The sequence below is a fragment of the Streptomyces sp. NPDC008092 genome (assembly GCF_042957285.1).
GTDB lineage: Bacteria > Actinomycetota > Actinomycetes > Streptomycetales > Streptomycetaceae > Streptomyces.
In genome coordinates, this window is record NZ_JBIBHY010000005.1 from 729,966 (window position 1) to 753,620 (window position 23,655).

The following is a 23,655-nucleotide window of genomic DNA, read 5'->3' on the forward strand; positions in this document are numbered from 1 at the left end:
TCGGTCGCTGCAGGCCGGTCAGCGACCGGTCTTGGGGGCCTTCCAGCGGGCGATGCCGCGGGCCACCAGGTTCAGGATCATCACGAAGGCGATCAGCGTGAGCGAGGCCGCCCAGGCGCGGTCGTAGCCCGCGTCGGAACCGGCGCTGTTCGCGTACTGCTGGTAGATGAACAGCGGCAGCGACGCCTGCGCACCCTCGAAGGGGTTGTTGTTGATGAACGGGTTGCCGAACACCAGCAGCAGCACCGGCGCGGTCTCACCCGCGATACGGGCGATGGCCAGCATGACACCGGTCGTGATGCCGCCGATGGAGGTCGGCAGGACCACCTTCAGGATGGTGCGCCACTTGGGCACGCCGAGCGCCAGGGACGCCTCGCGCAGCTCGTTCGGGACGAGCTTGAGCATCTCCTCGGTGGAGCGCACGACCACCGGCATCATCAGGATGGCCAGGGCCAGCGATCCGGCGAAGCCGAAGGGCTGCATGTCGAAGATCAGCATGAGGCTGAGGATGAACAGACCCGCGACGATCGACGGGATACCGGTCATCACGTCCACGAAGAAGGTGACGGCCTTCGCGAGGCGGCCGCGCCCGTACTCCACGAGGTAGACCGCGGTGAGGATGCCGATCGGGGCACCGATCAGGGTGGCGAGGCCGACCTGCTCCAGCGAGCCGATGATGGCCGCGTAGGCGCCACCGCCCGGCTGGGAGTCGCCGACGACGCCCATGGAGTGGGAGAGGAAGTAGGGGTCCAGGACCTTCACGCCGCGGGAGATGGTCACCCAGATCAGGGAGACCAGCGGGACCACGGCGACGACGAAGGCGACCCAGACCAGGGAGGTCGCGACCCGGTCCTTGGCCTGTCGGCGGCCCTCGACGCGGGCGGCGATGACATAGGTGCCGAGGACGTAGAGGAGGCCGGCGATCAGGCCCCACTGGACCTTGCTGTCCAGGCCGCCGACGAGGCCGATGAGCACACCGAGGACGATGGACCCGCCGATGATGGCGTAGGGGGACCACTTGGGGAGGCTGGCACCGCGCAGGGTGCTCGCGCGCCTGTCGACTGCTGCGGTGCTCATGCGTTGGCCCCCGAGTACTCTGCGCGGCGCTGGATGATGATGCGGGCCGCGCCGTTGACCAGCAGGGTGATGACGAAGAGGACCAGACCGGAGGCGATGAGCGCGTCACGGCCGTCCGAGGTGGCCTCGCCGAACTTGCTGGCGATGTTCTGGGCGAAGGTGCCGCCGCCCGGGTTGAGCAGGCTGGCGTGGATGTCGAAGTCCGGGGAGAGCACGGTGGCGACGGCCATCGTCTCGCCGAGCGCGCGGCCGAGGCCGAGCATCGAGGCGGAGATCACGCCGGAGCGCCCGAAGGGCAGCACCGACATGCGGATGACCTCCCAGCGGGTGGCACCGAGGGCCAGCGCGGCCTCTTCGTGCATCTGCGGGACCTGACGGAAGACCTCACGGCTCACGTTGGTGATGATCGGCAGGATCATGATCGCGAGCAGGATCGAGACGGTCAGGATCGAGCGCGGGGCACCGCCGTCCCAGGAGAAGATCCCGGTCCAGCCGAAGTAGTTGTTCAGCCAGCCGAACAGACCGGTCATGTGCGGTACGAGGATCAGCGCGCCCCACAGGCCGTACACGATGGACGGCACGGCGGCGAGCAGGTCGATCACGTAGGCGACCGGGCCGGCCAGGCGGCGCGGCGCGTAGTGCGTGATGAACAGCGCGATCGCGACCGCGACCGGGACCGCGATGGCCATGGCGATGATCGAGGAGACGACCGTGCCGAAGGCGAGCACCGCGATGCCGAAGGTCGGCGGGATGAGGTTGGTGTTCCACTCGAAGGTGGTGAGGAAGTTGCTGTGGTCGCGGTTGATCGCGAGGGCGGCCCGGTAGGTGAGGAAGACCGCGATCGCGGCCATGATCACCAGGAGCAGGACGCCGGAACCGCGGGAGAGACCGAGGAAGACTCGGTCACCGACCCGGGTGGCGCCGCGCGCGTTGCGCTTCTGCCGGGCGGCGGAGTGCTGTGGGGGCGTCGGGGGAGATGCGTCTGCTGTCTGCGTGGATATGTCCATCGGGTTCTCCGGTCTGCGGAGTCGCCTGGGGGGCGGCTCGGAGGAGCCGTACGTCCCACGGGTAGGGGCGTACGGCTCCGGGCGGCGGTGCACCGGACGGTGCGGCCGGGTTCCTTCCGGAACTCGGCCGCACTCTCGGATCTTTAGCTCAGGCCCGCGATGGTGGTGCGGACCTTGGCGATGATGTCGTCGGGGACGGGGGCGTAGTCGATCGTGGAGAGCAGCTTCTGGCCGTCCTCGGAGGCGATGTAGTTCAGGAACGCCTTGGTCGCCGGGAGGGTGTCGGCCTTGTTGCCCTTGTCGCAGACGATCTCGTAGGTCACCAGGGTCATCGGGTACGCACCCTCGGCCTTGGTGTTGTAGTCGAGCTGCAGCGCCAGGTCCTTGCCGGTGCCGACGATCTTGGCAGCCGCGATGTCGGCGGTGGCGGACTCGGTGGACGGGGCGACCGGCGCGCTGGCACCCGTGTCGATCGAGACGGCCTTGACGCCGTCCGAGACGTAGGAGAGCTCGAAGTAGCCGATGGCGCCGGAGGTCTGCTTGACCTGCTGGGCCACACCCGCGGACTGCGGAGCGGACTGGCCGCCCTTGGCCTGCCAGGCCTTGCCGCCGGAGTACTTCCAGTTGGACGGGGTGGCGGCGATCAGGTACTTGGTGAAGTTGTCCGTCGTGCCCGACTCGTCAGAGCGGTGGAACGCCTGGATCTTCAGGTCCGGGAGCTTGGCGGACGGGTTCAGCTTCTTGATCGCCGCGTCGTTCCACTTGGTGATCTTGCTGTCGAAGATCTTGGCGATCGTCGGCGCGTCCAGAACCAGGTTGTCGACACCCGGGACGTTGTAGCCGAGGGCGATCGGGCCGCCGACCATCGGGAGGTCGATGCCCTGGCCGCCGGAGCAGACCTTCTTGGAGGCGGTGACCTCTTCCGGCTTGAGCGCGGAGTCGGAACCGGCGAAGGCGACCTGGCCCTGCGTGAAGGCGGTCACACCGGCGCCGGAGCCGGAGCCCTTGTAGTTGATCTGAACACCACAGGCCTGGGAGAAGTTCTTCACCCAGGCGTCGATCGCGTTCTTCTGCGCGGAGGAGCCGTCAGCGAGGAGCTGACCCTTGGCGTCGTCGCACTTGATGGAGCTGGCGTTCGCGGAGGCCGAGGAGGTGCTCGAACCGCTGCCGCCACCGTTGTCGTCCGAGCCGCACGCCGTCAGGGCCAGGGCGCCGGAGACAGCGACAGCACCGAGAGACAGGGCGCGCAGCCGGTTCTTGCGCTGAAGCTTCACTTTCGGGAGTTCCTTCCAGAGGCGCCACCTTCGGCGGCGTGCGAAGTAGGTGGTGGGTGAGGGCCTCCTGACTGGGCATTTACGACCGCTCACCGCACCCGGTAAGGCCGAAATTAGGCAGAACAGGTGAAGCGGCCGATGGCCATAGGTAAACGGAGGGTGAACCCCTGCCGTCGACCCGGTTAGGTCACGGAACGCTTACGGTGAGGGCACATGCCGGTTCCAACGGGCGGGTTACACGAACATTTCTTCGCTGTTCGCCATCGCAGTCGTTACGACGTCACAGCGTTCGTTACACCACACGGGAACCCGTGTGCGACCGACGCCGTCTCGTCCCACGAAAGCCGACGCGAAAGGCACGGGCATGGAACGGCGTACCTTCATATCTGGCGGGGCGGCCGCCCTCGCGGCGACCGCACTTACGGGGTGCAGCTCCGGCGGCACTACCGCGTCCCACGCGACCGGTACGCCACTCGCGACCACATCCTCTCGTACGGCGCTGAAGACCACCAGCGCAGCGGCCGCGGCCAACTGGACGGCCCTCGCGCACGCCCTGGACGGCACTCTGGTCCGCCCCGGCGAGGCCTCCTGGGCCACCGCCCACCAGCTCTACAACACCCGCTTCGACGGCCTGAAGCCGGCGGCGGTCGCCTACGTGGCCCACGCCGACGACATCCGCACCACGCTGTCGTACGCCCAGGCCCATGCCCTGAAGGTCTCGATCCGCAACGGCGGCCACTCCTACGCGGGCTACTCCTCCGGCGACGGCCGCCTGATACTCGACGTCTCCAAGCTGAACCGCATCCGCGTCAGCGGCGGTACGGCGGTCGTCGGCGCCGGCTCCAAGCTGATCGACGTGTACCGGGCCCTCGCGGCCAAGGGCGTGACCATACCGGCGGGCTCCTGCCCCACGGTCGGCGTCTCCGGCCTGGTCCTCGGCGGCGGTCACGGGGTCGCGTCCCGCGCGTACGGCCTGACCTGCGACAGCCTCACCCAGGCGACGCTGATCACGGCGGACGGCACGCAGGTCGTGGCCAACGCGACGACGAACAAGGACCTCTTCTGGGCGCTGCGCGGCGCCGGCAACGGCAACTTCGGCGTCGTCACGGAACTGCAGTTCCGGACCCACCCGACCCCGCAGGGCGTGACGGCGTACCTGACCTGGCCCTGGGCGAAGGCCGCGCAGGTCTTCAAGGCCTGGCAGGAGTGGGGCCCGTCCCAGCCGGACGAGATCTGGTCCTCCCTGCACCTGGAGAACTCGGGCAGCGGCCCGCGCGTCTCCGTCGCCTGCTTCTCGATGGGCACCTACGGCGAACTCCAGAACGCGGTGGACGCCCTCGCCCACAAGGCCGGCGCCAACGCCTCCTCCGTCTCCCTGCGCCGCCACGGCTACGAGGAGGCGATGGAGATCTACGCCGGCTGCTCCTCCTTCTCCACCGAGCCGCAGTGCCACCTGCCCGGCTCCACCCCCGGCCGCTCCCCCCAGGGCAGGCTCGGCCGCGAGACGTACACGGCCCGCTCCGACTTCTTCGACCGCTCCCTGTCGGCGGCCGGCATCCAGACCGCCCTGCGGCAGATCTCCGCCGTCCGGGGCGGCGCGGGCAGCATCGCGTTCACCGCGCTCGGCGGAGCGGTGAACCGGGTCTCGCCGACGGCGACGGCGTTCGTGCACCGCCGGTCGCGGATGCTGGCGCAGTACATCGTGTCGTGGGGCGCGGGGGCCTCCGGCAGCACGGGCCAGTCCTGGCTGAACGCGGCGCACACGGCCATGAAGCCGTACGCCTCCGGCGCGGCCTACCAGAACTACACGGACCCGACGCTCACCGGCTGGAAGAAGGCGTACTACGGCGACGCCGTCACGAAGCTGGGGACGGTGAAGAAGCAGTACGACCCGAACCGGTTCTTCTCTTCGCCGCAGGGGTTGTAAGGAGGGGTGGCTCGGCAGGTTGCGTACCTGCGGGCGCGTGGGGGCTGATCGCGCAGTTCCCCGCGCCCCTGAAGGGGCGCTGCGGTCACGCCAGCCACATAGCCGCGGACAGCAACAGCTACTCAGCTGCGGGCAGGCGTGCCGCAGGGCGGCACGGGTGGGCGCAGCCGCACCCTGCAAGCGCCGGTAAGCGACACCCCCCGCCCCGGCCCCGGCTACGCCGCCAGGTCACGCTCCTCCGACTCCACCGCCGTACGCCCCCCCGGCACCACACCCACCGTCGCCGACCGGCCCCGCACGATCCACCCCACCCGCGCCGACCCCTCGACCGCCTTCATCACCGGCGTCAGCAGCGCGGTCGCCAGCGGGGACAGGAGAAGCACGACGGCCGTGCCCAGCGCGAACCCCCCGACGACGTCCGTCGGGTAGTGCACCCCCATGTACACCCTGCAGAACCCCTCCACCAGCGCCAGCCCTATCCCCGCCACCCCGAACCTCCGGTTGGCGACGAACAGGCCGACCCCCAGCGCCATGGTGATGGTCGCGTGGTCGCTCACGAAGGAGTAGTCGGTCTTCCCGGAGACGAGGACGTCGATCCCCTGGTGGGTGAGGAACGGCCGGGGCCGCTCGACGAAGCCGCGGATGGGAACGTTCACGAGGACGGCGATCGCGGCGGCGAGCGGCGCCCACACCAGCGCGGCCATGGTGGACGGCACGTCCTCGTCCCCCCGGCGCCGCACGGACCACCAGCACCACACCACCAGCAGCACCATCGCGACCAGCAGCCCGTACTCCCCGACGAACTCCATGGCCCGGTCGAACCAGTGCGGCGCGTCCTTGGCCAGGCCGTTGATGTCGTAGAGCAGGTCGACGTCAGGGTTCGACCCGGATTCGGCGATTACAGCCATCGCGCTGCGGCCCCTTCGTCGTCGTTCCGGGACGCACCTGGTGTGCGTCGCTCGCTGCCACCCCCGTGGTCGGCTACGTCAACAGGAACGCACGGCCCACACCACTACGTTCCAGGTTCCACCGAATGATCACGCAGACGTTATCGAAGAGAAACACAAACCCCCAGCTCAGGGGGTGGGTTATACGCTCCGTTCACACCGTGGTGGGGAGTGCTTTCGCGCCGTCCTCGGTGACCCGGGTGGCCCCGAAGTAGTCGGCCGAGTCGATGGGGTCGAACCGGATCACGGCTCCGGTGTAGGGCGCGTCGATCATGTATCCGCCGCCGACGTAGATCCCCACGTGGTGGATGGCGCGGGAGTTCGAGAGGTCGGTGGAGAAGAAGACGAGGTCCCCGGGGAGCAGCTCGTTCCGGGAGGGATGCGGGCCCGCGTTGTACTGGTCGTTGGCGACCCGCGGCAGCGTGATCCCGACACTGGCGTACGCCGCCTTGGTCAGCCCGGAGCAGTCGAAGCGGCCGTTGTCCGCGGCGGTGCCGTTGCCGCCCCAGAGGTAGGGGGTGCCGAGCCGCTTCTGGGCGTACCCGATGGCCCCGGCGGCCTGCTTGGTCGGCGAGAGCCGGCTGACCGGCGCGGCGAAGCTCTGCTCCAGGGTGGTGATGGTCTTGACGTAGTTCTGGGTCTCCTTGTACGGCGGCACACCCTTGTACTTGATGACCGCGTACGCCCCCGCGTTGTAGGCGGCGAGCATGTTGTCGGAGATGTTGCCGGGCACGTCCTTCACGTAGGACGCCAGCTGGCAGTCGTAGGAGGCGGCCGACGGGATCGCGTCGTTCGGGTCCCAGACGTCGCGGTCGCCGTCGCCGTCGCCGTCGATGCCGTGGGTGGCCCAGGTGCCCGGGATGAACTGAGCTATCCCCTGCGCGGCCGCCGCGCTCTGCGCGTGCGGGTTGAACCCGCTCTCCTGGTAGAGCTGCGCGGCGAGCAGGGCGGGGTTGATGGCGGAGCAGAGGTTGCCCCACTTCTGCACGAGGGTGGAGTACGCGGCCGGCACGGCTCCCTTGGCCAGGGTCTTGGAGGCACCGCCGACCCCGTTGAGAAGGTTCCCGGCGACGACGTACACACCGATGACGAGCAGCATGACGAAGCTCACGCCGAGCGCCGTCACCGCGCCACCGATCACCCATACTTTCCGCACGCCCCAACCCTCCCCCATGTCAGGGCTGTTCAACGCCATTTCGGCCGAGAGTGGCGCTATTTCACAGGAAGACGGCGCACATGACGCCTTCTCAGCCGGCCGGCTCAGTCACCCGTGGCGTCCTTGTACAGCTCGGCGGCCTCCCGGCCGAGCACCACGCTGTACGAGACGTCGGCGGTCGACCCGCCCTGCTCGTGCCCGCCGAGGACCCCGACCACCTCGTGGTCCCCGTTCACCCACGGGCTCCCGCTGGTGCCGCCCGTGAACTCGGGGCAGTCGATGCGCTGTTGGGTGGCGCTGTGCGGGACGGGCTTGTTGGTGCAGCTGACGGGCACCTCGCGGGAGTCGGGGTATCCGGTGACGGTGACGGCGGTGGCGCCGGTGGCCACCCCGGCGGCGAACCGGTTGCTCCCGGTCACGTCCTCGACCCGCTTCCCGCCCACCTCCTCCACGACGGCGAAGGCGACGTCGCTGTCCTCGCTCTGGCCGTGGGCCCACCCGTCGGGCAGGTACCGCTTCCCGATCTTCCACACCCCGTACGGCGCCTGCCCGTCCCGGTACCCGGGCACGAACACCAGCCCGGTGGCATCGCCCTCCCCGTCGACGCAGTGCGCGGCGGTGACGATGAGGTCCCGCTGCGGGCTGTGCACGACGGAGGCGGTGCAGAAGTGGTTGCCGGACAGGCTCCCGGCCTTGTCGCCGCCGAACAGCGCCCCGACTCTCGCGCTGTCCGCGGTGGCCCCGGCCACCGCCGTCACTCCGAACGGCCCCGCCGCCTCGTCGGCGGCCGCGACGGAGGCCGAGGTGGCGGCCAGCACGACGACGGCGCAGAGCGCGACGCGGCGCGAGGTGGCAGAGATGCGTGAGGTGCGCTTCATCAGCGCCCACTGTCTCCCACGAAGGTGAGAAACGGTTCCCGACTTCACTGAGTTTTTTCTGTGAACCGCCCTTGCGGCCGACCGTGCCGGGGCCGGCTAGTCCCGGATCCCCAGGTCCGCCCTCATCAGGGTCCGCATCGCCACCAGCCGGGGCTCCGCCCGCTTGACCTCGACGAGCAGGTGCTCGACGCTCTTCCCGTCGCGCGAAAGGCCGCGGTCGACGCGCTTGGCCGCCGCGTCCACCCCCGCGAGGACCTTGTTGAGTTCCCGCGACGCCTCCATGATCCGCAGCGGGACGATCATCTGGGCGGCCGCGTAGTGGTCGCGATAGTCCCTGCGGGAGTTTTCGAGACCGGTGCGGTCCTCCTCGGTGTAGACGCCGTCGCGCATGCGGTGCAGGGCGTCCTTGAGGAGCGTGTGGAACTGCTCGGAGGCCCGGTTCATCGCCGTGTACGCCTCCCGGCGCTCCTCGAACGACCGTCTGCGGTCGGCGAGTTCGGCCTCCGCGGCGCGTTCGCGGGCGTTGAGGCGCTGCGGGAGCACCGCGCCGAGGAGGGCCCCGCCGAGGCCCGCGGCCGCGGTGATCGCAGTCGCTATCGCGTCCGACATGCGCGGACCCTATCGTGATCCGCACGGCTCACCACCAGCGCGCGGCGCCCCGCCCCGCGCTCAGAACGTCGTCGTCATCCCGCCGTCCACCGCGATCGTCTGCCCCGTGATGAAGGACGCCGCGTCGCTCGCCAGGAAGACGACGATGCCCGCGATCTCGGCCGGGCGGCCCCATCGCCCCAGTGCCGTCCGGGTCCGCAGCCACCTGCCCCACTCCGGGTCCTCGGCCAGCTCCGCGTTGACGTCCGTGGCGAAGGTGCCCGGGGCCACCGAGTTGACCGTGGTGCCGCTGGGGCCCAGGTCGGCCGCCAGTGCCCGGGTGAGGCCGTCGAGGCCCGCCTTCGCCGTGGCGTAGGCGACGTCGCCGATGCGGCCGAGCTGGCCGACGACGGACGAGACGTTGATGATGCGGCCCGGGGTGTCCCGGGCGGCGAGCCCCCGGGCGACCGTCTGGCTCAGTGCGTACGCCGACGTGAGGTGGACGTCGAGCAGCGCGGACAGCTCCTCCGGCGCCATCTCCTCGACGCCCCTGCGGTCCCGTTGGCCCACGTTGTTGACAAGGATGTCGAGCGCGCCGAGGGCGGTCACCGCCTCCTCGGCCGCCTCGCGGTCGGTGACGTCGAAGGCGGCGGCCGTGACGTCCAGGCCGTCGTCCTCGCGCAGGGCCGCCGCCACCTCCTCAAGCGTGGCCGCGTCCCGGCCGTTGAGGACCACGCGCGCGCCGGCGCCCGCCAGCCCCCGCGCCATCTCCAGGCCCAGGCCCCGCACGGAGCCGGTCACCAGGGCCGTCCGCCCGTCGAGCGTGAAGTCCACGGCGCCGCCGCTCACCCGGCCACCTCCCGGAGAACCGTCCTACCCGTTGTACCCGTCGTGTCCGCTCACCGTATCCGGGTACCGCGACGGGCCCGCCGGGCGTCCAGAAACTGGGCGGTCACCCGGTCACCCGGTCACCTGGTCACCCGGTCACCTGGTCACCCGGTCGGTCCGGCGGTCCGGCGGTCAGGCGGTCCGGCGGTCAGGCGGCCTCGACGCCGAGCGGCCACCGCGCCCCCGTCAGCTCCTCCGACAGCGTCCACAGCCTGCGGGCCGCCGCCGGGTCGCTCGCCGCCGCGCTGCGGCCGACCAGGGCCGGCGCTCCCCGCATCTCGCCGAGGCCGTCCGGGCCGACATAGCTCGCGCCCGGCAGGTCCTGGGTCGCCGCGTACAGCGTGGGGAGGGTGCCCGCGCGGTCGTCCTGGGCGAAGAGGCGGTTGCCGAGCCGCATGCCCAGGCGGGCCAGCGGGTTGGCGGTGTGGCTCTGCAGGTTGGTGGCCGCGTAGCCGGGGTGGGCGGCGAGGGCGCGGACGCGGGAGCCGGCCTCCGCGAGCCGGCGCTGGAGTTCCAGCACGAACAGCAGGTTCGCCAGCTTGGACTGGGCGTAGGCGCGGGTCGGGCTGTAGGCGCCCCTCAGGTTCACGTCCTCGAAGTGGATCACTCCGTCGCCGCCCCGGTGCAGGCCCGAGGAGACCGTGACCACCCGGTCCGTGATGTACGGGAGCAGCAGGTTCGTCAGCGCGAAGTGGCCCAGATGGTTCGTGCCGAACTGCATCTCGAAGCCGTCCTTGGTGCGCAGCTCCGGGAGCATCATCACGCCCGCGTTGTTGATCAGGAGGTCCAGCGGCCGGTCCCAGCCCGCGGCGAACTCGCGTACCGAGGACAGGTCGGCCAGGTCCAGGCGGCGGACCTCGGTGCTGCCGTTCACCCGCGCCGCGGCCGCCCGCCCGCGCTCCGGGTCCCGTACCGCCAGCACCACATGCGCACCCGCCCGGGCCAGCGCGTCGGCGGCCGTGAGGCCGAGGCCGCTGTTGGCGCCGGTGACCACGGCCGTACGGCCGGAGAGCCCGGGGAGGTCGGAAGCGTTCCATTTGCGATTCTTCTCAGCCATGGCCGTCAATGTAGGCGTCGACAACAATGATGTCAATGACAACAAAGATGGCATCGACAACAAAGCTGACGCCGACTACAAAGCTGGCAGCGACTACATCGGGTTACGATGGCCCCCATGCCGCAAAGCCGCCCCTACCACCACGGAGACCTGCGCGCCGTCCTGCTCACGAGCGCCGAGCGCACCCTGCGCGAGAAGGGCACCGCCGCGCTGTCCCTGCGCGAACTGGCCCGCGACATCGGGGTGAGCCACGCCGCCCCCGGCCGGCACTTCAAGGACAAGCAGGCCCTGCTGGACGCGCTCGCGCTCAGCGGGTTCGAGCGGCTGAACCAGGCCCTGGACTCGGCGGACCTCCCGGACGCCGCCCTCGAACCGCGCATCACCGCACTCGCCCGCGCCTACGTCACCTTCACCGTCGGCAACCCCGAGCTGCTGGAGCTGATGTACTCCCGCAAGCACGACCCGGACGTCGACACCGAACTGGCCGCCGCCGCGGAACACTCGCTGGGCTGCTTCGTCCAGCTGGTCGCCGACGCCCAGCGGCGCGGGGAGATCGTCCAGGGCGACCCGGAGGCCGTCACGCTCGCGGCCGCCGCCGCCATCCACGGCCTGGCCGCACTGGCCTCCAACGGCACCCTCCGGCCGGAGGTGGTACTGGCCGGTCTGGACCAGCACGTCCACCTCCTCCTGTACGGCCTCAAGCCCCGCTGATCCAGGCCCGGTTCAGGCCGCGCGACGGCTCGGTACGCCCCGATCAACGCGCATTGAGCCCCGCCCGCACCGCACTTCAGGTCAACCGGACCCCAACTTCCGGCCATCCGGGTCCCAATGATCAGTAAGCCCTTCCCGCCCTTCAGTAACGCGGAAGTCAGGATTCCGAAACCCACCTTGTTGTCGCGTACTCAACAAGGAGATGGTTCGTCGCGGGCCGCCGCCCCCACCGGCCACCACACCGGTGGTCCCCCACCCGCAGGCCTCTGTCCCGACCTCTTCCAGGAGGCTGTACGTTGCGTACGACCACCCCCAACTCCCCCCACATACGCGGAAGATGGCGCCAGCTCGGCTCCGCGGCCGCCGCCACCGCCGCGCTCCTCGTGGCCGGCTTCGGCACCGCGGCCCACGCCAGCGCGGCCACCGCGACCCACAAGGTCAGCGCCAAGGCCATCGCCGCCCAGGTCGCCAAGGCCCACGTCCAGTACGAGAAGGCCGGCTGCGGCGCCACCCCGAAGGCGGGGTACGCCGCCTGCAACGCCCTGCGGGTCACCGGCGGCACCACCGCCTTCATGGAGAAGCAGGCCGCCCTCAGGGGCGCCACGCCGAAGACCGTCAAGCCGCACGCCGCCTCCGACTCCCCCACCGGATACGGCCCGAGCGACATCCAGTCCGCCTACGGCCTGACGGACGCGGCCGCCTCCGACGGCTCGGGCGAGACCGTCGCCATCGTCGACGCCTACGACGACCCGAACGCCGAGGAAGACCTCGCGACCTACCGGTCGTACTACGGCCTGTCGGACTGCACGACCGACAACGGCTGCTTCAAGAAGGTCTCCCAGACCGGCTCCACCACCTCGCTCCCCTCCGCCGACAGCGGCTGGGCCGGCGAGGAGTCGCTCGACCTCGACATGGTCAGCGCCACCTGCCCGAACTGCAACATCCTGCTCGTCGAGGCGAAGTCGGCCTCCGACGCCAACCTGGGCACCGCGGTGAACGAGGCCGTCAAGCTGGGCGCCAAGTTCGTGTCGAACAGCTACGGCGGCTCCGAGTCGTCCTCGGACACGTCGTACGACACCTCGTACTACAAGCACGCGGGCGTGGCCATCACCGCGAGCGCCGGTGACGAGGGCTACGGCGCCGAGTACCCGGCCGCCTCCCGGTACGTGACCGCCGTCGGCGGCACCGCCCTGAAGACCTCCTCCAACAGCCGCGGCTGGACCGAGTCGGTCTGGAAGACGTCGAGCACCGAGGGCACCGGCTCCGGCTGCTCCGCCTACGACGCCAAGCCCTCCTGGCAGACCGACGCGAGCTGCTCGAAGCGCATGATCGCCGACGTCTCCGCGGTCGCCGACCCGGCCACCGGCGTCTCCGTCTACGACAGCTACGGCTCCGACGGCACCGGCTGGAACACCTACGGCGGCACCAGCGCCTCCTCGCCGCTCATCGCCTCGGTCTACGCCCTGGCCGGCACCCCGGGCAGCAGCGACTACCCGGCCGAGTACCCCTACGCCGCGGCCGGCACCTCCGCCCTCAACGACGTGACGAGCGGCAACAACGGCACCTGCTCCACCTCGTACTACTGCACCGCCAAGTCGGGCTACGACGGCCCGACCGGCTGGGGCACCCCCGAGGGGCTCGACGCCTTCACCGGCTGAGCCCGTCACCGATTGACCTCCCCGTCGGGTCACGGGGAGCCGCCACCGTGAGGGGGACGTGGGGTCCCCTCGGCGGCAGGGAAAGAGAGACGGGCCACGGCATCCGGCCGTGGCCCGTTTTTCATGTCCCCGACGACTACGGTTCCGTCTCCCCGCCGGATCCGTTTCATGTCCTTTGCAACTCCGGTGGAATTCCTGTGAGTTGAGTCAAACACCCGCCACCCGCAATCCAACGGGCCGCCATCGAACGGTCACGCGAAGGCCTCGTTCGGCAATGCGGAAGTCAGGATTCCAGCAGCCTCTTGTTGTCGCGTACTCAACAAAGGATTCTCTTCGCGGGCCGCCGCCCTGCCGCCGGGGAACCCGTACCGACGGCAAAAGCACCAGATCGCACCCGCACCGCCCCTGTTCCCACCCCAGTTCCGGAACTCAGGAGGCTGCACGCATGCGTTCCACTCCCCCCAACAGACCGTCCGCACGCGGAGGCTGGCGCCGCGTCGGCGCCGCCGCAGTGGCCACGGCCGCGCTGGTCTTCACCGGCCTCGGCACCGCCGTCCAGGCCGACGCGGCCGCCACCGCGTCCACCAAGGTGACCTACGTCTCGACCCCCTGTGCCACCCCCAAGCACACGGGCGACCTCACCTGCAAGTCCTACCGCGTCACCGGCGGTCTCACCGCCTTCCAGAAGATGCAGGCCGCGAAGACCGGCATCACCCCGAAGGCGGCCGACGCGTCGACCCCCTCCGGCTACAGCCCGACCAACCTCCGGTCGGCCTACGGCCTGACCTCGGCCGCCGCCTCCAACGGCTCGGGCGAGACCATCGCGATCGTCGACGCGTACAACGACCCGAACGCCGAGGCGGACCTCGCCACCTACCGCTCGTACTACGGCCTCTCGGCCTGCACGACGGCCAACGGCTGCTTCAAGAAGGTCAGCCAGACCGGCTCGACGACCTCGCTGCCCTCCTCCGACGCCGGCTGGTCCGAGGAGATCTCCCTCGACCTCGACATGGCCTCCGCGATCTGCCCGCTGTGCAACATCACCCTCGTCGAGGCCACCAGCGCCAGCTACGCCAACCTCGGCACCGCGGAGAACGAGGCCGTCGCCCTCGGCGCCAAGTTCGTCTCCAACAGCTACGGCGGCTCCGAGTCCTCCTCGCAGACGTCGTACGACACCTCGTACTACAACCACGCGGGCGTGGCCATCACCGTCTCCTCCGGTGACAGCGCCTACGGCGCCGAGTACCCGGCGACCTCCCGGTACGTCACCGCCGTCGGCGGCACCAAGCTCTCCACCTCCTCCACCACCCGCGGCTGGACCGAGACCGTCTGGAAGACGTCCAGCACCGAGGGCACCGGCTCCGGCTGCTCCTCCTACGACGCCAAGCCCAGCTGGCAGACCGACACCGGCTGCACCAAGCGCATGGAGTCCGACGTCTCCGCGGTCGCCGACCCGGCCACCGGCGTCTCCGTCTACGACTCCTACGGCGTCACCGCCGGCTGGTACACCTTCGGCGGCACCAGCGTCTCCGCGCCGATCATCGCCGGTGTCTACGCCCTCGCCGGCACCCCGGCCAGCGGCACCTACCCCGCCCAGTACCCGTACGACTACGCGGGCACCTCGTCCCTCAACGACGTGACGAGCGGCAACAACGGCTCCTGCTCCACCTCGTACTTCTGCACCGCGGGCACCGGCTACGACGGCCCGACCGGCTGGGGCACCCCCGAGGGCATCACCGCCTTCGCCAACTAGCACCGGCCACCCACCCCGACGGGTCGCGGCAACCAGCCGCGGCCCGTTCGTCATGAGAACATCGGGACGGTGCCGTTCACCCGACTGGCCGTCAAAAACCCCGCCAGGTCGTAAAAGGGGTCAACGACGGAACTACACCACAGGTTCCGCCCAGGCCTCATTGCCCGGCGTGACCTGCCGTGATACACAGAGTGACCGTACGATCCCTTCGTACGAAACCCGCCAATCAATGACGTCAAGTCGACATACTCCGGCGACGTTGTCGGCGAGAATGATGCGTGACCTCTGCACCGGGCAGGGGCGGACAGAACTACCCACCAGGGGCGGTGACTTACATGTTCCTTGCAGCCGACAAGGGTGACATCAACACCATCATCGGCGGAATCGCTCCGGACTGGGGCCCCTTCGGCAGCCTGGGCAACGAAGCGAAGACGATGATCCAGGTGGTCATGGCCGTCGCCATCCTGCTCTGCCTCGGCATCGCCGTCTGGGGTGCCGCCAAACAGCGCATCGGCGCCACGGCCCTCCGCGACACCTTCAGTGCCGAACAGGGCAAGGGCCTCATCATCGCCGGACTGACCGGAGTCTTCATCATCGGCTCACTCGGCACCCTGTTCACCATCGTGTACGGCATGGCCGTCTAGCTGCCTGGACCTCACCCCTCCCCGCTCCGAGGTTGCGTCTCCCTGATGTCGAGTCACCACACCGCGCCCGCGCGGGAACCAGCACGGCTACCGTCGTACTGCTACGCGTTCCGGTACGACGTGGAGGGGGAGTACCCGGCATGAGCCTCGGAGACGAGCCCGGCTACCCGGAGACCGGCCACACCCGCACCCGCCTGCCCGAGGGCGACCCGTACGGCGGCGCCTCCCGCCGCGGCGGCCGGTCCTCCTCCCGGAGCCTGGTCACGGTCGTCGGCGTGGTCGTCCTCCTCATCGCGGCGATCGCCTTCGCGAACAGAGGCGGGAACGACAACTCCTCGGACAGCAGCGGCACCGGCAGCACCGGCAACGGCAGCCGGCCCGAGACCTCGTCGACGGCGGCCAGCGGGACCAAGCCGGTCGAGACGAAGAGCGACGGGATCCCGACCGGATACGCGCACACCCAGCAGGGCGCGCAGAGCGCGGCGGCCAACTACTCGACGGCACTGGGCTCCGACGGCATGTTCATCACGGCCACCCGGCACTCGATCGTGCAGACCGTCGCCGACCCCGGCGTCATGAACAGCATGCAGTCCGGCTTCGACGCCGACTACTCGGCCGACTTCCTGAAGAAGGCCGGCCTCAACGCCGACGGCACGGCCCCCCAGGGCAGCACCTTCGTCAACCGCACGCTGCCCGCCGGCACCAAGGTCACGTCGTACAGCGACACCGCCGCCACCGTCGAGGTCTGGTGCAACGGTTTGTTCGGCATGGCCGGTGAGAAGTCCACCACCCCCGTCACCAGCAACTGGTTCACCATCACCATGAAGCTGAGCTGGAACGGCGGCGACTGGAAGGTCCTGGAGTCCGGTCAGACGACCGGCCCCACCCCGGTCACCGGAGACAACTCCGTCTCCGGGACCGACGAGATCAGCAAGGCGGTCCAGGAATTCGGAGGGTTCACCTATGCCCGCTAGCCAGCACCGCGTGCTCAAGCTGACCGGCCTGGTGGCCTCCGTACAGGCCTCCGCCGTCCTCCTGGCCGCCCGCGCCTTCGCGGCCCCGACGCCGACGCCGACCGGCACCCCTTCCGTGACCCCCTCGGCCACGCCGAGCAACGGCAACTGCACCGGACTCACCGGTCCGTCCCTGAATCTCTGCGACACCAGCTCCGGCGGCAGCAGCGGCTCCACCACCGACCCCCTCAGCTCCACCCTCGACCCCCTCACCTCCCTCGCCCAGGGCTGCGCCAAGGCCGCCTCCTGGACCGTCGACAAGCTCAGCGGCGCCGTCAAGGAGACCGCCAACGTCGACTTCACCAACGAGAAGTTCCTCCAGCAGTACGCCGTCGTCTTCGCCGCGTCGACGATCCTCACCCTGCTCCTGTGGCTGCTGGCCGTGGCCAAGCGCGCGGTACGAGGCGTCCCCCTCTCCACCGCCATCTCCGAAGCCATCGGCTTCCTCTGGCTCACCGTGCTGGCCTCCGCCTTCACCCCCCTGATCCTCTACACGGTCGTCTCGGCCACCGACGGCGTCACCGACGTCCTCGCCAAGACCACCGGCGACCAGACCGACACGTTCTTCGGCACCTTCTCCGGCGCCCTCAACAAGGGCACCGACATAGGGGGCGGCCCGATCATGCTGATCGTCGTCTCCCTCGTCAGCATCCTCGCCGCCGGCGTGCTCTGGCTGGAGCTCGTCATCAGGGCCGCCCTGCTCTACGTCGGCGCCCTGCTCGGCACCGTCGTCTACGCCGGACTCGTCGACAAGAACCTCTGGGGCCACGTCCGCCGCTGGGCCGGCATCATGATCGCGGTCATCCTCGTCAAGCCGGTCATCGTCATAGTGCTCGGCCTCGCCGGCGCCCTGTCCTCCGACGGCGGCCCCGACTCCTTCTCCGCCGTCGTCTCCGGCCTCGCCATCATCCTGCTCGCCATCTTCGCCAGCGCGATGATCTACCGCTTCGTGCCCGGCTTCGGCGACGAGATCGCGGCCGGCCGCAGCAACCGCATCATGTCGGGCGCCGAGGGCAAGGCCGCCGCCGTCATCAGCAGCCCCGCCAACCTGGTCGCCCAGGGCATCAGAACGCACAGCGCCCGAGCCGACAACAACGGCGGCGGGGGCGGCGGTTCCGGCGCCTCCGGTGCCCGCCCGGCCAACCCCGTCTCGGGCGGCGTCGCCGCGCACAGCACACGCACCCCGAACGGTGGTGGCGGCGGAACTGTCCCCTCCGCCGCACCCGCACCCCGGGCGCCCAGCCCGGCGAACACCCCGCACGCCAGCAACACCCGCAACAACAGCTCGGGAGGTGAAGGGCGTTGACGACAGAGTCCCACCTGTCCCATCCGATCACGCCCCGCCGTACGTATCTCATCGGCCGGGCCCGGCCGAACGCGATCATCGGCAGGAACCGTGAGTCCGGCGAGATCGTGCTCATCATCGCGGGCGCGTTCCTCGGCATGATGTGCGGGCTCCTCGTCCCGGTGCTCTCCCTGCGGATCGTGCTCCTGATGGGCTTCCCGCTGATCGCGCTGGCCGCGGTCTACGTGCCGTACAAGCGCCGCACCTTCTACAAGTGGTTCGAGATCAACCGCAGTTACAAGCGCAGCCTGCGCCAGGGCACGGCCTACCGCTCCACCGCCGCCGAGGCCGGCACCCGCCTCGACGGCCGCGAGGTCGAGATCGGCCCGCCGCCCGGCATCGGCCGCCTCACCTGGCTCGCCGCACCCTTCGGCCCCGACGAGATCGCCGTACTCCTGCACGCGGACCGCAAGACGGTCACCGCCGCCATCGAGATCGAGGGCCCCGGCGTCGGCCTGCGCGACTCCGAGGACCAGGAAGCCCTCGTCGACCGCTTCGGCACCCTCCTCAAGCACGTGGCCAACGGCGACGGCTTCGTCACCCGCCTCCAGATGCTCGCCCGCACCCTCCCCGCCGACCCCGACGCGCACGCCAAGGACGTCGCCCAGCGCGGCGACGACAAGGCCCCGGACTGGCTGTCCCGCTCCTACGACCAGCTCCAGTCCATGGTCTCCACCAGCAGCGAGCAGCACCGCGCGTACCTCGTCGCCTGCATGCACTACTCCCGCGAACTGGCCGCCGAGGCCCAGGCGATGGCCCGCGCGGCCCGCCCCCAGGCCGGCCGCAAGCTGGACCGCGACGCCGGTCTCGCGGTCGTCATGGCCCGCGAGCTCACCGACATCTGCTCCCGCCTCCAGGAGGCGGACATCCGCGTCCGCCAGCCCCTCGGCCAGGGCCGCCTCGCCTCGCTCATCCACTCCATGTACGACCCGGACCACCCCATCGACCACATCCAGGCGATGACCCAGCGCAACGCCTGGCCGGCCGAACTCGACGCCATGGAGCCCACGTTCCTCCAGGCGAAGACCCGCGAGTCGTCCACCCGCGAACCCTGGTGCCACGCCACGGCCTGGGTGAAGGAGTGGCCGATGACCCCGGTCGGCGTCAACTTCCTGGCCCCGCTCCTGGTCCACACCCCGGACGTCATCCGCACGGTCGCCGTCACCATGGACCTCGAACCCACCGAGGTCGCCATCGAGCGCATGCTCACCGAGAAGACCAACGACGAGGCGGAGGCGTCCCGCGCCGCCAAGATGAACCGGACCGTCGACCCCCGCGACATCGCCGCCCACAACCGCCTCGACCAGCGCGGCGAGGACCTGGCCAGCGGCGCGGCCGGCGTCAACCTGGTCGGCTACATCACCGTCTCCTCCCGCACCCCGGAGGCCCTCAACCGGGACAAGCGCACGATAAGGGCGTCCGCCGGAAAGTCGTACCTGAAGCTGGAGTGGTGCGACCGCGAGCACCACCGCGCCTTCGTGAACACACTGCCCTTCGCCACCGGAATCCGAAGGTAGAGGCTGATGCGCTGATGAGGGACCCGCTGTCCGTCCTCACCGAAGCCTTCACGTCCTTCCTCTTCGGGAAGGTCGAGACGACCCGCTCCCCGGTCCGCACCTCCACCGGCCAGGCCCAGGCGGTCTACCTCCCCACGGCCGCGCCCGGCCTCGGCGACTCGGGCGTCATCATCGGCCGCGAGGTGTACTCCGGCAAGGGCTACATCTACGACCCCTTCCAGCTCTACGGCCAGCAGCTCCCCGCCCCGCACTGGCTGGTCCTCGGCGAGTCCGGCAACGGCAAGTCGGCCCTGGAGAAGACCTACGTCCTGCGCCAGCTCCGCTTCCGCGACCGCCAGGTCGTCGTCCTGGACGCCCAGGGCGAGGACGGCGTCGGCGAGTGGAACCTCATCGCGGAAGAGCTGGGGATAACACCCATCCGGCTCGACCCGATGGCGGCCCTGGACCACGGCATCCGCCTCAACCCGCTGGACCCCTCCATCACGACGACGGGCCAGCTGGCACTGCTGCGGACCATCATCGAAGTCGCGATGGGCCACGGCCTCGACGAACGCTCCGGCTTCGCCCTCAAGGTAGCCCACTCCTACGTCAACGAGACGATCCTCGACCGCCAACCCGTCCTGACGGACATCGTCGAGCAGCTACGGCACCCCGAACCCGAGTCCGCCGAGTCTATGAACGTCGCCATAGACGACGTACGGGCCTGGGGCCTGGACGTCGCCCTGGTCCTGGACCGCCTGGTCGACGGCGACCTGCGCGGCATGTTCGACGGCCCGACCACGGTCGGCATCGACCTGGACGCCCCGCTGATCGTCTTCGACCTCTCCCACATCGACCGCAACTCCATCGCCATGCCCATCCTGATGGCGATCGTCGGCGTGTGGCTGGAGCACACCTGGATCCGCCCCGACCGCAAGAAGCGCATCTTCCTGGTCGAGGAGGCCTGGCACATCATCGCCAGCCCGTTCGTGGCCCAGCTGTTCCAGCGCCTGCTGAAGTTCGGCCGACGGCTGGGTCTCTCCTTCGTCGCGGTGGTCCACCACCTCTCCGACGTCGTGGACGGCGCGGCGGCCAAGGAAGCGGCGGCGATCCTGAAGATGGCGTCGACGAGGACGGTCTACGCCCAGAAGGCCGACGAGGCACGCGCGACCGGCCGCGTCCTCGGTCTCCCCCGCTGGGCGGTCGAGATCATCCCGACCCTGACCCCCGGCATCGCCGTCTGGGACGTCAACGGCAACGTCCAGGTGGTCAAACACCTGGTCACCGAGACGGAACGCCCGCTCGTCTTCACCGACCGCGCGATGACCGAGTCGTCCAGCGACCTCATGGCCGAGGACGACGCCCTCATCGCCGCCGAACTGGAAGCGGAACAGCGGGCGGCGGCCTTCGTGGAGCAGCACCTCGGCGACTCCGAGTCGACGGTGGCGTAGGGAGGCCGTTCGTGAGACCGGACCCTCGGCAGGAACGCGACCAGCAGGGCGGCGGGATTCCCGACGGCCTGCTGATCGGCATACTCGGGTTCCTGCTCGGCATCACGGTCATGGTGTGGACGGCGACAGGCCTGGCGGCCTGGTTCGCCCACGGCAGCTGGCCGTCCACGGTCAACCTCTCCCACACCCCGCTCGCGATGCGCCACCTCATCGGCTCCCCGCACGACATCACGGGCGCCTGGCCGGACACACCGGCGGCCCAGCTGGCAGGCTGGGGGCTGTTCTGGGGCCTGTTCATCGGCCAGCTGATGGTCCTGATCGTCCTCACCGTGTTCGTCCTGGGCACGTTCGCCCGGTGGCGGGCCGGCCGGAGAAGACGCGCGGCAACGGCGAAGAGCAGACCCGCGACCGCGGTTCCGGAGCCCCGCGCCGAGCCGGAACAGGTCCAGGAGGCCCACCGGCCGGCCTTCCAGGAGCCGCCGGTCCCCACGCCCCCCACGGCACCAGAACGCCCCCTGGAGGACGTCCGCCCGTCCCCCGCCGTCGGTGACCGGCCGGACACCTGGACCAGAATCCACGTAGCACCGCGGGAAAGCCGGCAGACGACCGCGACCCAGGCGATCCAGGACGCCCCCGGCCCCGCCCTCGTCGTCACCTCGAACCCCGCCCTCTGGTCGGAGACGAAGGACGCCAGAGCCAAACTCGGCCCCGTCCTCCTCTACGACCCGAACCACCTCTGCGACACCCCCGCCCGCTTCCACTGGTCCCCCACGGCCCACTGCGAGGACAAGCCCACCGCGATCCAGCGCGCCCAGGCCCTCCTCGCCCCGGTCAAGCCGACCGCGAAGATCGACCAGACCGTCACGGACACCGCCGAGACCCTGCTGCGCAGCTACCTGCACGCCGCCGCTCTGGAGAACCGCACGGTCCGCCACGTCCACCGCTGGGCACAGGGCACCGGCGTCCAGGACGCCGTACGCACCCTCCGCACCCACCCGAAGGCCGCCCCCGGCGCCGCCGGCGAGCTGGAGGCCGCCCTCACCTCGCACCCCGAACGCCGGGACATCGCCCAGGAGTTGACGGCCAGGACGCTCGCCGCCCTCTTCACCGTCAACATCCGCGAGGCCTGCACACCGAACCGATCCGATGCCCTCGCCCTGGATTCCTTCGTCGCCGAAGGGGGCACGCTTTATGTGGTCGGTGAATCCATCGAGGACCCCAGGACCAACCCCGGCGCGATGCCCCTCCTGACGGCCCTCGTCTCCAGCGTGGTCGAGCACGGCCGGCGCATGGCCGAACGGTCATCCTCCGGTCGGCTCGACCCACCACTGACCCTGGTCCTGGACGACGTGGCGGCCGTGGCCCCGCTCCCCCAGCTCCCCGACCTCCTGGCCGGCGGATCCGACCAGGGCCTGCCGTCCCTCGCCCTGCTCCGCTCCCACGAACAGGCCCGTTCCCGGTGGCCGCACCGGGAGCTGCCGGTCTAGGCCGGCCACTCCAGAACGAACTCGAACTCCCGCTTGCCGGCGTCCGCCGCAAGCTCCACGGTCACTCCGCTGGGCACGAACCCGACCTTCCGGTAGGCCCCCTGGGCCCGGGGGTTGTCCTCGTGCACCAGCAGCCGCACCCGCTCCGCCCCGCGCTCCCGAGCCCATGCCACACCGGTGTCGAACAACGCCTTGATCAGCCCGCTCCCCCGGTGCTCCGGCCGGACGAACACCCCCACCACGTGCCCCTGCCGCCGCTCCACCGGGAACCCGGCCCAGTCCGTCGCCCCGGCCTCCTCGATCAGCACGGTCACGGTCCCGGCCCACTCCCCGTCCGCCGCCACCGCGATGAACTGCCGCGCGCCACTGAGCTCCTCGGCCGAACGCGCCGCCCGCTCCTGGTAGAAGGAGTCCGGCCGCCCCAGGGCGACGTCATGGGTCTCGAGAAACGCGATGTCCGCGACCGGATCCCGCAACGCGAGGAGACGCAGCCGCTTGACGGCCTCCCACTCGTCGGCCCGTATCGCACGAATCACGTAATCACCGCTGGCCGTAGCACTCATGCGGCCACGCTAGCGCCCACGGTCCACGGCACTCACCTGGTTTGTCGGTCGGTCTGTCAGTGCCGCGGTCTACGGTGGGCGCCATGACGACTCTCCCGAACCGCCCGAACACCGCCCTGCTGATCGTGGACGTGCAGAACGGGGTGGTGGACAGCTCCCACAACCGCGACGAGGTCATCGCCAACATCAACGCCCTGCTCGCCAAGGCCCGTTCCGAGGCGGTCCCCGTCGTCTGGATCCAGCACTCCAGCGACGAGCTGAAGCCGGACAGCGCCCCCTGGCAGTACGTCCCGGAACTCGTCCGCGAAGCCACCGAGCCCCTCGTCCACAAGCGCTACGGAGACTCCTTCGAGGACACCGACCTGGAGTCCGTGCTGGCCGAGCACGGCGTGGGCCGCGTGGTCGTCACCGGCGCCCAGACCGACGCCTGCATCCGCTCCACCCTGCATGGCGCGATGGTCCGCGGTTACGACGCGACGCTGGTCGCCGACGCCCACACCACGGAGGACCTCACGGCGTACGGTGCGCCGGCCCCGGAGCAGGTCATCTCGCACACGAACCTCTACTGGAACTGGCAGGAGGCCCCGGGCCGAAAGGGCGGCACGGTCGAGACGACGGACGTCACTTTCTGAAAAAAGCACCCGTAAACGCAGAAAGGCCCACGCCATGACGGCGTGGGCCTTTCCCAATATTTGTTCGGCGGTGTCCTACTCTCCCACAGGGTCCCCCCTGCAG

At 70.2% G+C, this 23,655-nt stretch carries 21 protein-coding genes; 11 read left to right on the forward strand and 10 right to left on the reverse strand.

What is annotated here, in order from left to right:
* Positions 1–18: 18 nt before the first annotated feature.
* The 3 genes from pstA to pstS form a co-directional block, all read right to left on the reverse strand.
* The gene (pstA, locus tag ACFZB3_RS19805; protein ID WP_391376903.1) at positions 19–1,077 is read right to left on the reverse strand and encodes a phosphate ABC transporter permease PstA; all 1,059 of its coding nucleotides are present in this window, start codon (positions 1,075–1,077) and stop codon (positions 19–21) included.
* Positions 1,074–2,084: a phosphate ABC transporter permease subunit PstC gene (pstC, locus tag ACFZB3_RS19810; RefSeq protein WP_391376904.1), complete on the reverse strand. Its 1,011-nt coding sequence runs from the start codon at positions 2,082–2,084 to the stop codon at positions 1,074–1,076. The genes pstA and pstC overlap by 4 nt, the downstream gene beginning before the upstream one ends.
* Before the next feature lie 143 nt (positions 2,085–2,227).
* Positions 2,228–3,358, reverse strand: a complete 1,131-nt coding sequence (pstS, locus tag ACFZB3_RS19815) for a phosphate ABC transporter substrate-binding protein PstS (RefSeq protein ID WP_391376905.1) — start codon at positions 3,356–3,358, stop codon at positions 2,228–2,230.
* Positions 3,359–3,722: 364 nt separating this feature from the next.
* Between pstS and ACFZB3_RS19820 the strand changes: the two genes are divergently transcribed.
* Positions 3,723–5,285, forward strand: a complete 1,563-nt coding sequence (locus tag ACFZB3_RS19820) for an FAD-binding protein (RefSeq protein ID WP_391376906.1) — start codon at positions 3,723–3,725, stop codon at positions 5,283–5,285.
* Between the two features lie 215 nt (positions 5,286–5,500).
* Here the strand turns inward: ACFZB3_RS19820 and ACFZB3_RS19825 are convergent, their stop codons facing one another.
* The 6 genes from ACFZB3_RS19825 to ACFZB3_RS19850 all read right to left on the reverse strand — a co-directional run bounded on the left by ACFZB3_RS19825 (position 5,501) and on the right by ACFZB3_RS19850 (position 10,799).
* Positions 5,501–6,193: a phosphatase PAP2 family protein gene (locus ACFZB3_RS19825; protein WP_391376907.1), complete on the reverse strand. Its 693-nt coding sequence runs from the start codon at positions 6,191–6,193 to the stop codon at positions 5,501–5,503.
* A 193-nt stretch (positions 6,194–6,386) separates the two neighbouring features.
* Positions 6,387–7,406, reverse strand: a complete 1,020-nt coding sequence (locus ACFZB3_RS19830) for an NlpC/P60 family protein (RefSeq protein ID WP_391376908.1) — start codon at positions 7,404–7,406, stop codon at positions 6,387–6,389.
* An 86-nt stretch (positions 7,407–7,492) separates the two neighbouring features.
* A complete protein-coding gene (locus ACFZB3_RS19835) occupies positions 7,493–8,266 on the reverse strand; it encodes a trypsin-like peptidase domain-containing protein (RefSeq protein WP_391376909.1) in 774 nt (257 codons plus the stop codon).
* A 96-nt stretch (positions 8,267–8,362) separates the two neighbouring features.
* Positions 8,363–8,875, reverse strand: coding sequence for a hypothetical protein (locus ACFZB3_RS19840; protein WP_391376910.1), 513 nt, complete (start codon positions 8,873–8,875; stop codon positions 8,363–8,365).
* Between the two features lie 60 nt (positions 8,876–8,935).
* Positions 8,936–9,703, reverse strand: a complete 768-nt coding sequence (locus ACFZB3_RS19845) for an SDR family oxidoreductase (RefSeq protein ID WP_391376911.1) — start codon at positions 9,701–9,703, stop codon at positions 8,936–8,938.
* Positions 9,704–9,890: 187 nt separating this feature from the next.
* Complete coding sequence (locus tag ACFZB3_RS19850) at positions 9,891–10,799, reverse strand: oxidoreductase (protein ID WP_391376912.1); 909 nt, start codon at positions 10,797–10,799, stop codon at positions 9,891–9,893.
* Positions 10,800–10,907: 108 nt separating this feature from the next.
* Between ACFZB3_RS19850 and ACFZB3_RS19855 the strand changes: the two genes are divergently transcribed.
* From ACFZB3_RS19855 to ACFZB3_RS19895, 9 genes are all read left to right on the forward strand, one after another.
* Positions 10,908–11,510, forward strand: coding sequence for a WHG domain-containing protein (locus ACFZB3_RS19855; RefSeq protein WP_391376913.1), 603 nt, complete (start codon positions 10,908–10,910; stop codon positions 11,508–11,510).
* Positions 11,511–11,806: 296 nt separating this feature from the next.
* Complete coding sequence (locus ACFZB3_RS19860) at positions 11,807–13,168, forward strand: peptidase S8 (protein WP_391376914.1); 1,362 nt, start codon at positions 11,807–11,809, stop codon at positions 13,166–13,168.
* Between the two features lie 445 nt (positions 13,169–13,613).
* Entirely contained in the window at positions 13,614–14,921 is a 1,308-nt protein-coding gene (locus ACFZB3_RS19865; protein WP_391376915.1) for a peptidase S8, read from the forward strand.
* A 335-nt stretch (positions 14,922–15,256) separates the two neighbouring features.
* Positions 15,257–15,565 carry a hypothetical protein gene (locus tag ACFZB3_RS19870; RefSeq protein WP_089101683.1) on the forward strand — a complete coding sequence of 103 codons (309 nt, stop codon included), beginning with the start codon at positions 15,257–15,259 and terminating at the stop codon, positions 15,563–15,565.
* A 140-nt stretch (positions 15,566–15,705) separates the two neighbouring features.
* Positions 15,706–16,539 carry a hypothetical protein gene (locus tag ACFZB3_RS19875; RefSeq protein ID WP_391376916.1) on the forward strand — a complete coding sequence of 278 codons (834 nt, stop codon included), beginning with the start codon at positions 15,706–15,708 and terminating at the stop codon, positions 16,537–16,539.
* On the forward strand, positions 16,529–17,884 hold the full coding sequence (locus tag ACFZB3_RS19880; RefSeq protein ID WP_391376917.1) for a hypothetical protein: 1,356 nt from the start codon (positions 16,529–16,531) through the stop codon (positions 17,882–17,884). Before ACFZB3_RS19875 ends, ACFZB3_RS19880 begins: the two co-directional genes overlap by 11 nt.
* Entirely contained in the window at positions 17,881–19,440 is a 1,560-nt protein-coding gene (locus ACFZB3_RS19885; RefSeq protein ID WP_391376918.1) for an SCO6880 family protein, read from the forward strand. Before ACFZB3_RS19880 ends, ACFZB3_RS19885 begins: the two co-directional genes overlap by 4 nt.
* A 14-nt stretch (positions 19,441–19,454) precedes the next feature.
* On the forward strand, positions 19,455–20,870 hold the full coding sequence (locus ACFZB3_RS19890; protein WP_391376919.1) for an ATP-binding protein: 1,416 nt from the start codon (positions 19,455–19,457) through the stop codon (positions 20,868–20,870).
* An 11-nt stretch (positions 20,871–20,881) separates the two neighbouring features.
* Complete coding sequence (locus ACFZB3_RS19895) at positions 20,882–22,357, forward strand: type VI secretion protein (RefSeq protein ID WP_391376920.1); 1,476 nt, start codon at positions 20,882–20,884, stop codon at positions 22,355–22,357.
* Here ACFZB3_RS19895 and ACFZB3_RS19900 read toward each other — a convergent pair.
* A complete protein-coding gene (locus ACFZB3_RS19900; RefSeq protein WP_391376921.1) occupies positions 22,354–22,920 on the reverse strand; it encodes a GNAT family N-acetyltransferase in 567 nt (188 codons plus the stop codon). The two genes, ACFZB3_RS19895 and ACFZB3_RS19900, sit on opposite strands and share 4 nt — an antisense overlap.
* Positions 22,921–23,003: 83 nt before the next feature.
* Between ACFZB3_RS19900 and ACFZB3_RS19905 the strand changes: the two genes are divergently transcribed.
* Positions 23,004–23,552, forward strand: a complete 549-nt coding sequence (locus tag ACFZB3_RS19905) for an isochorismatase family protein (RefSeq protein ID WP_391376922.1) — start codon at positions 23,004–23,006, stop codon at positions 23,550–23,552.
* Positions 23,553–23,655: the final 103 nt, after the last annotated feature.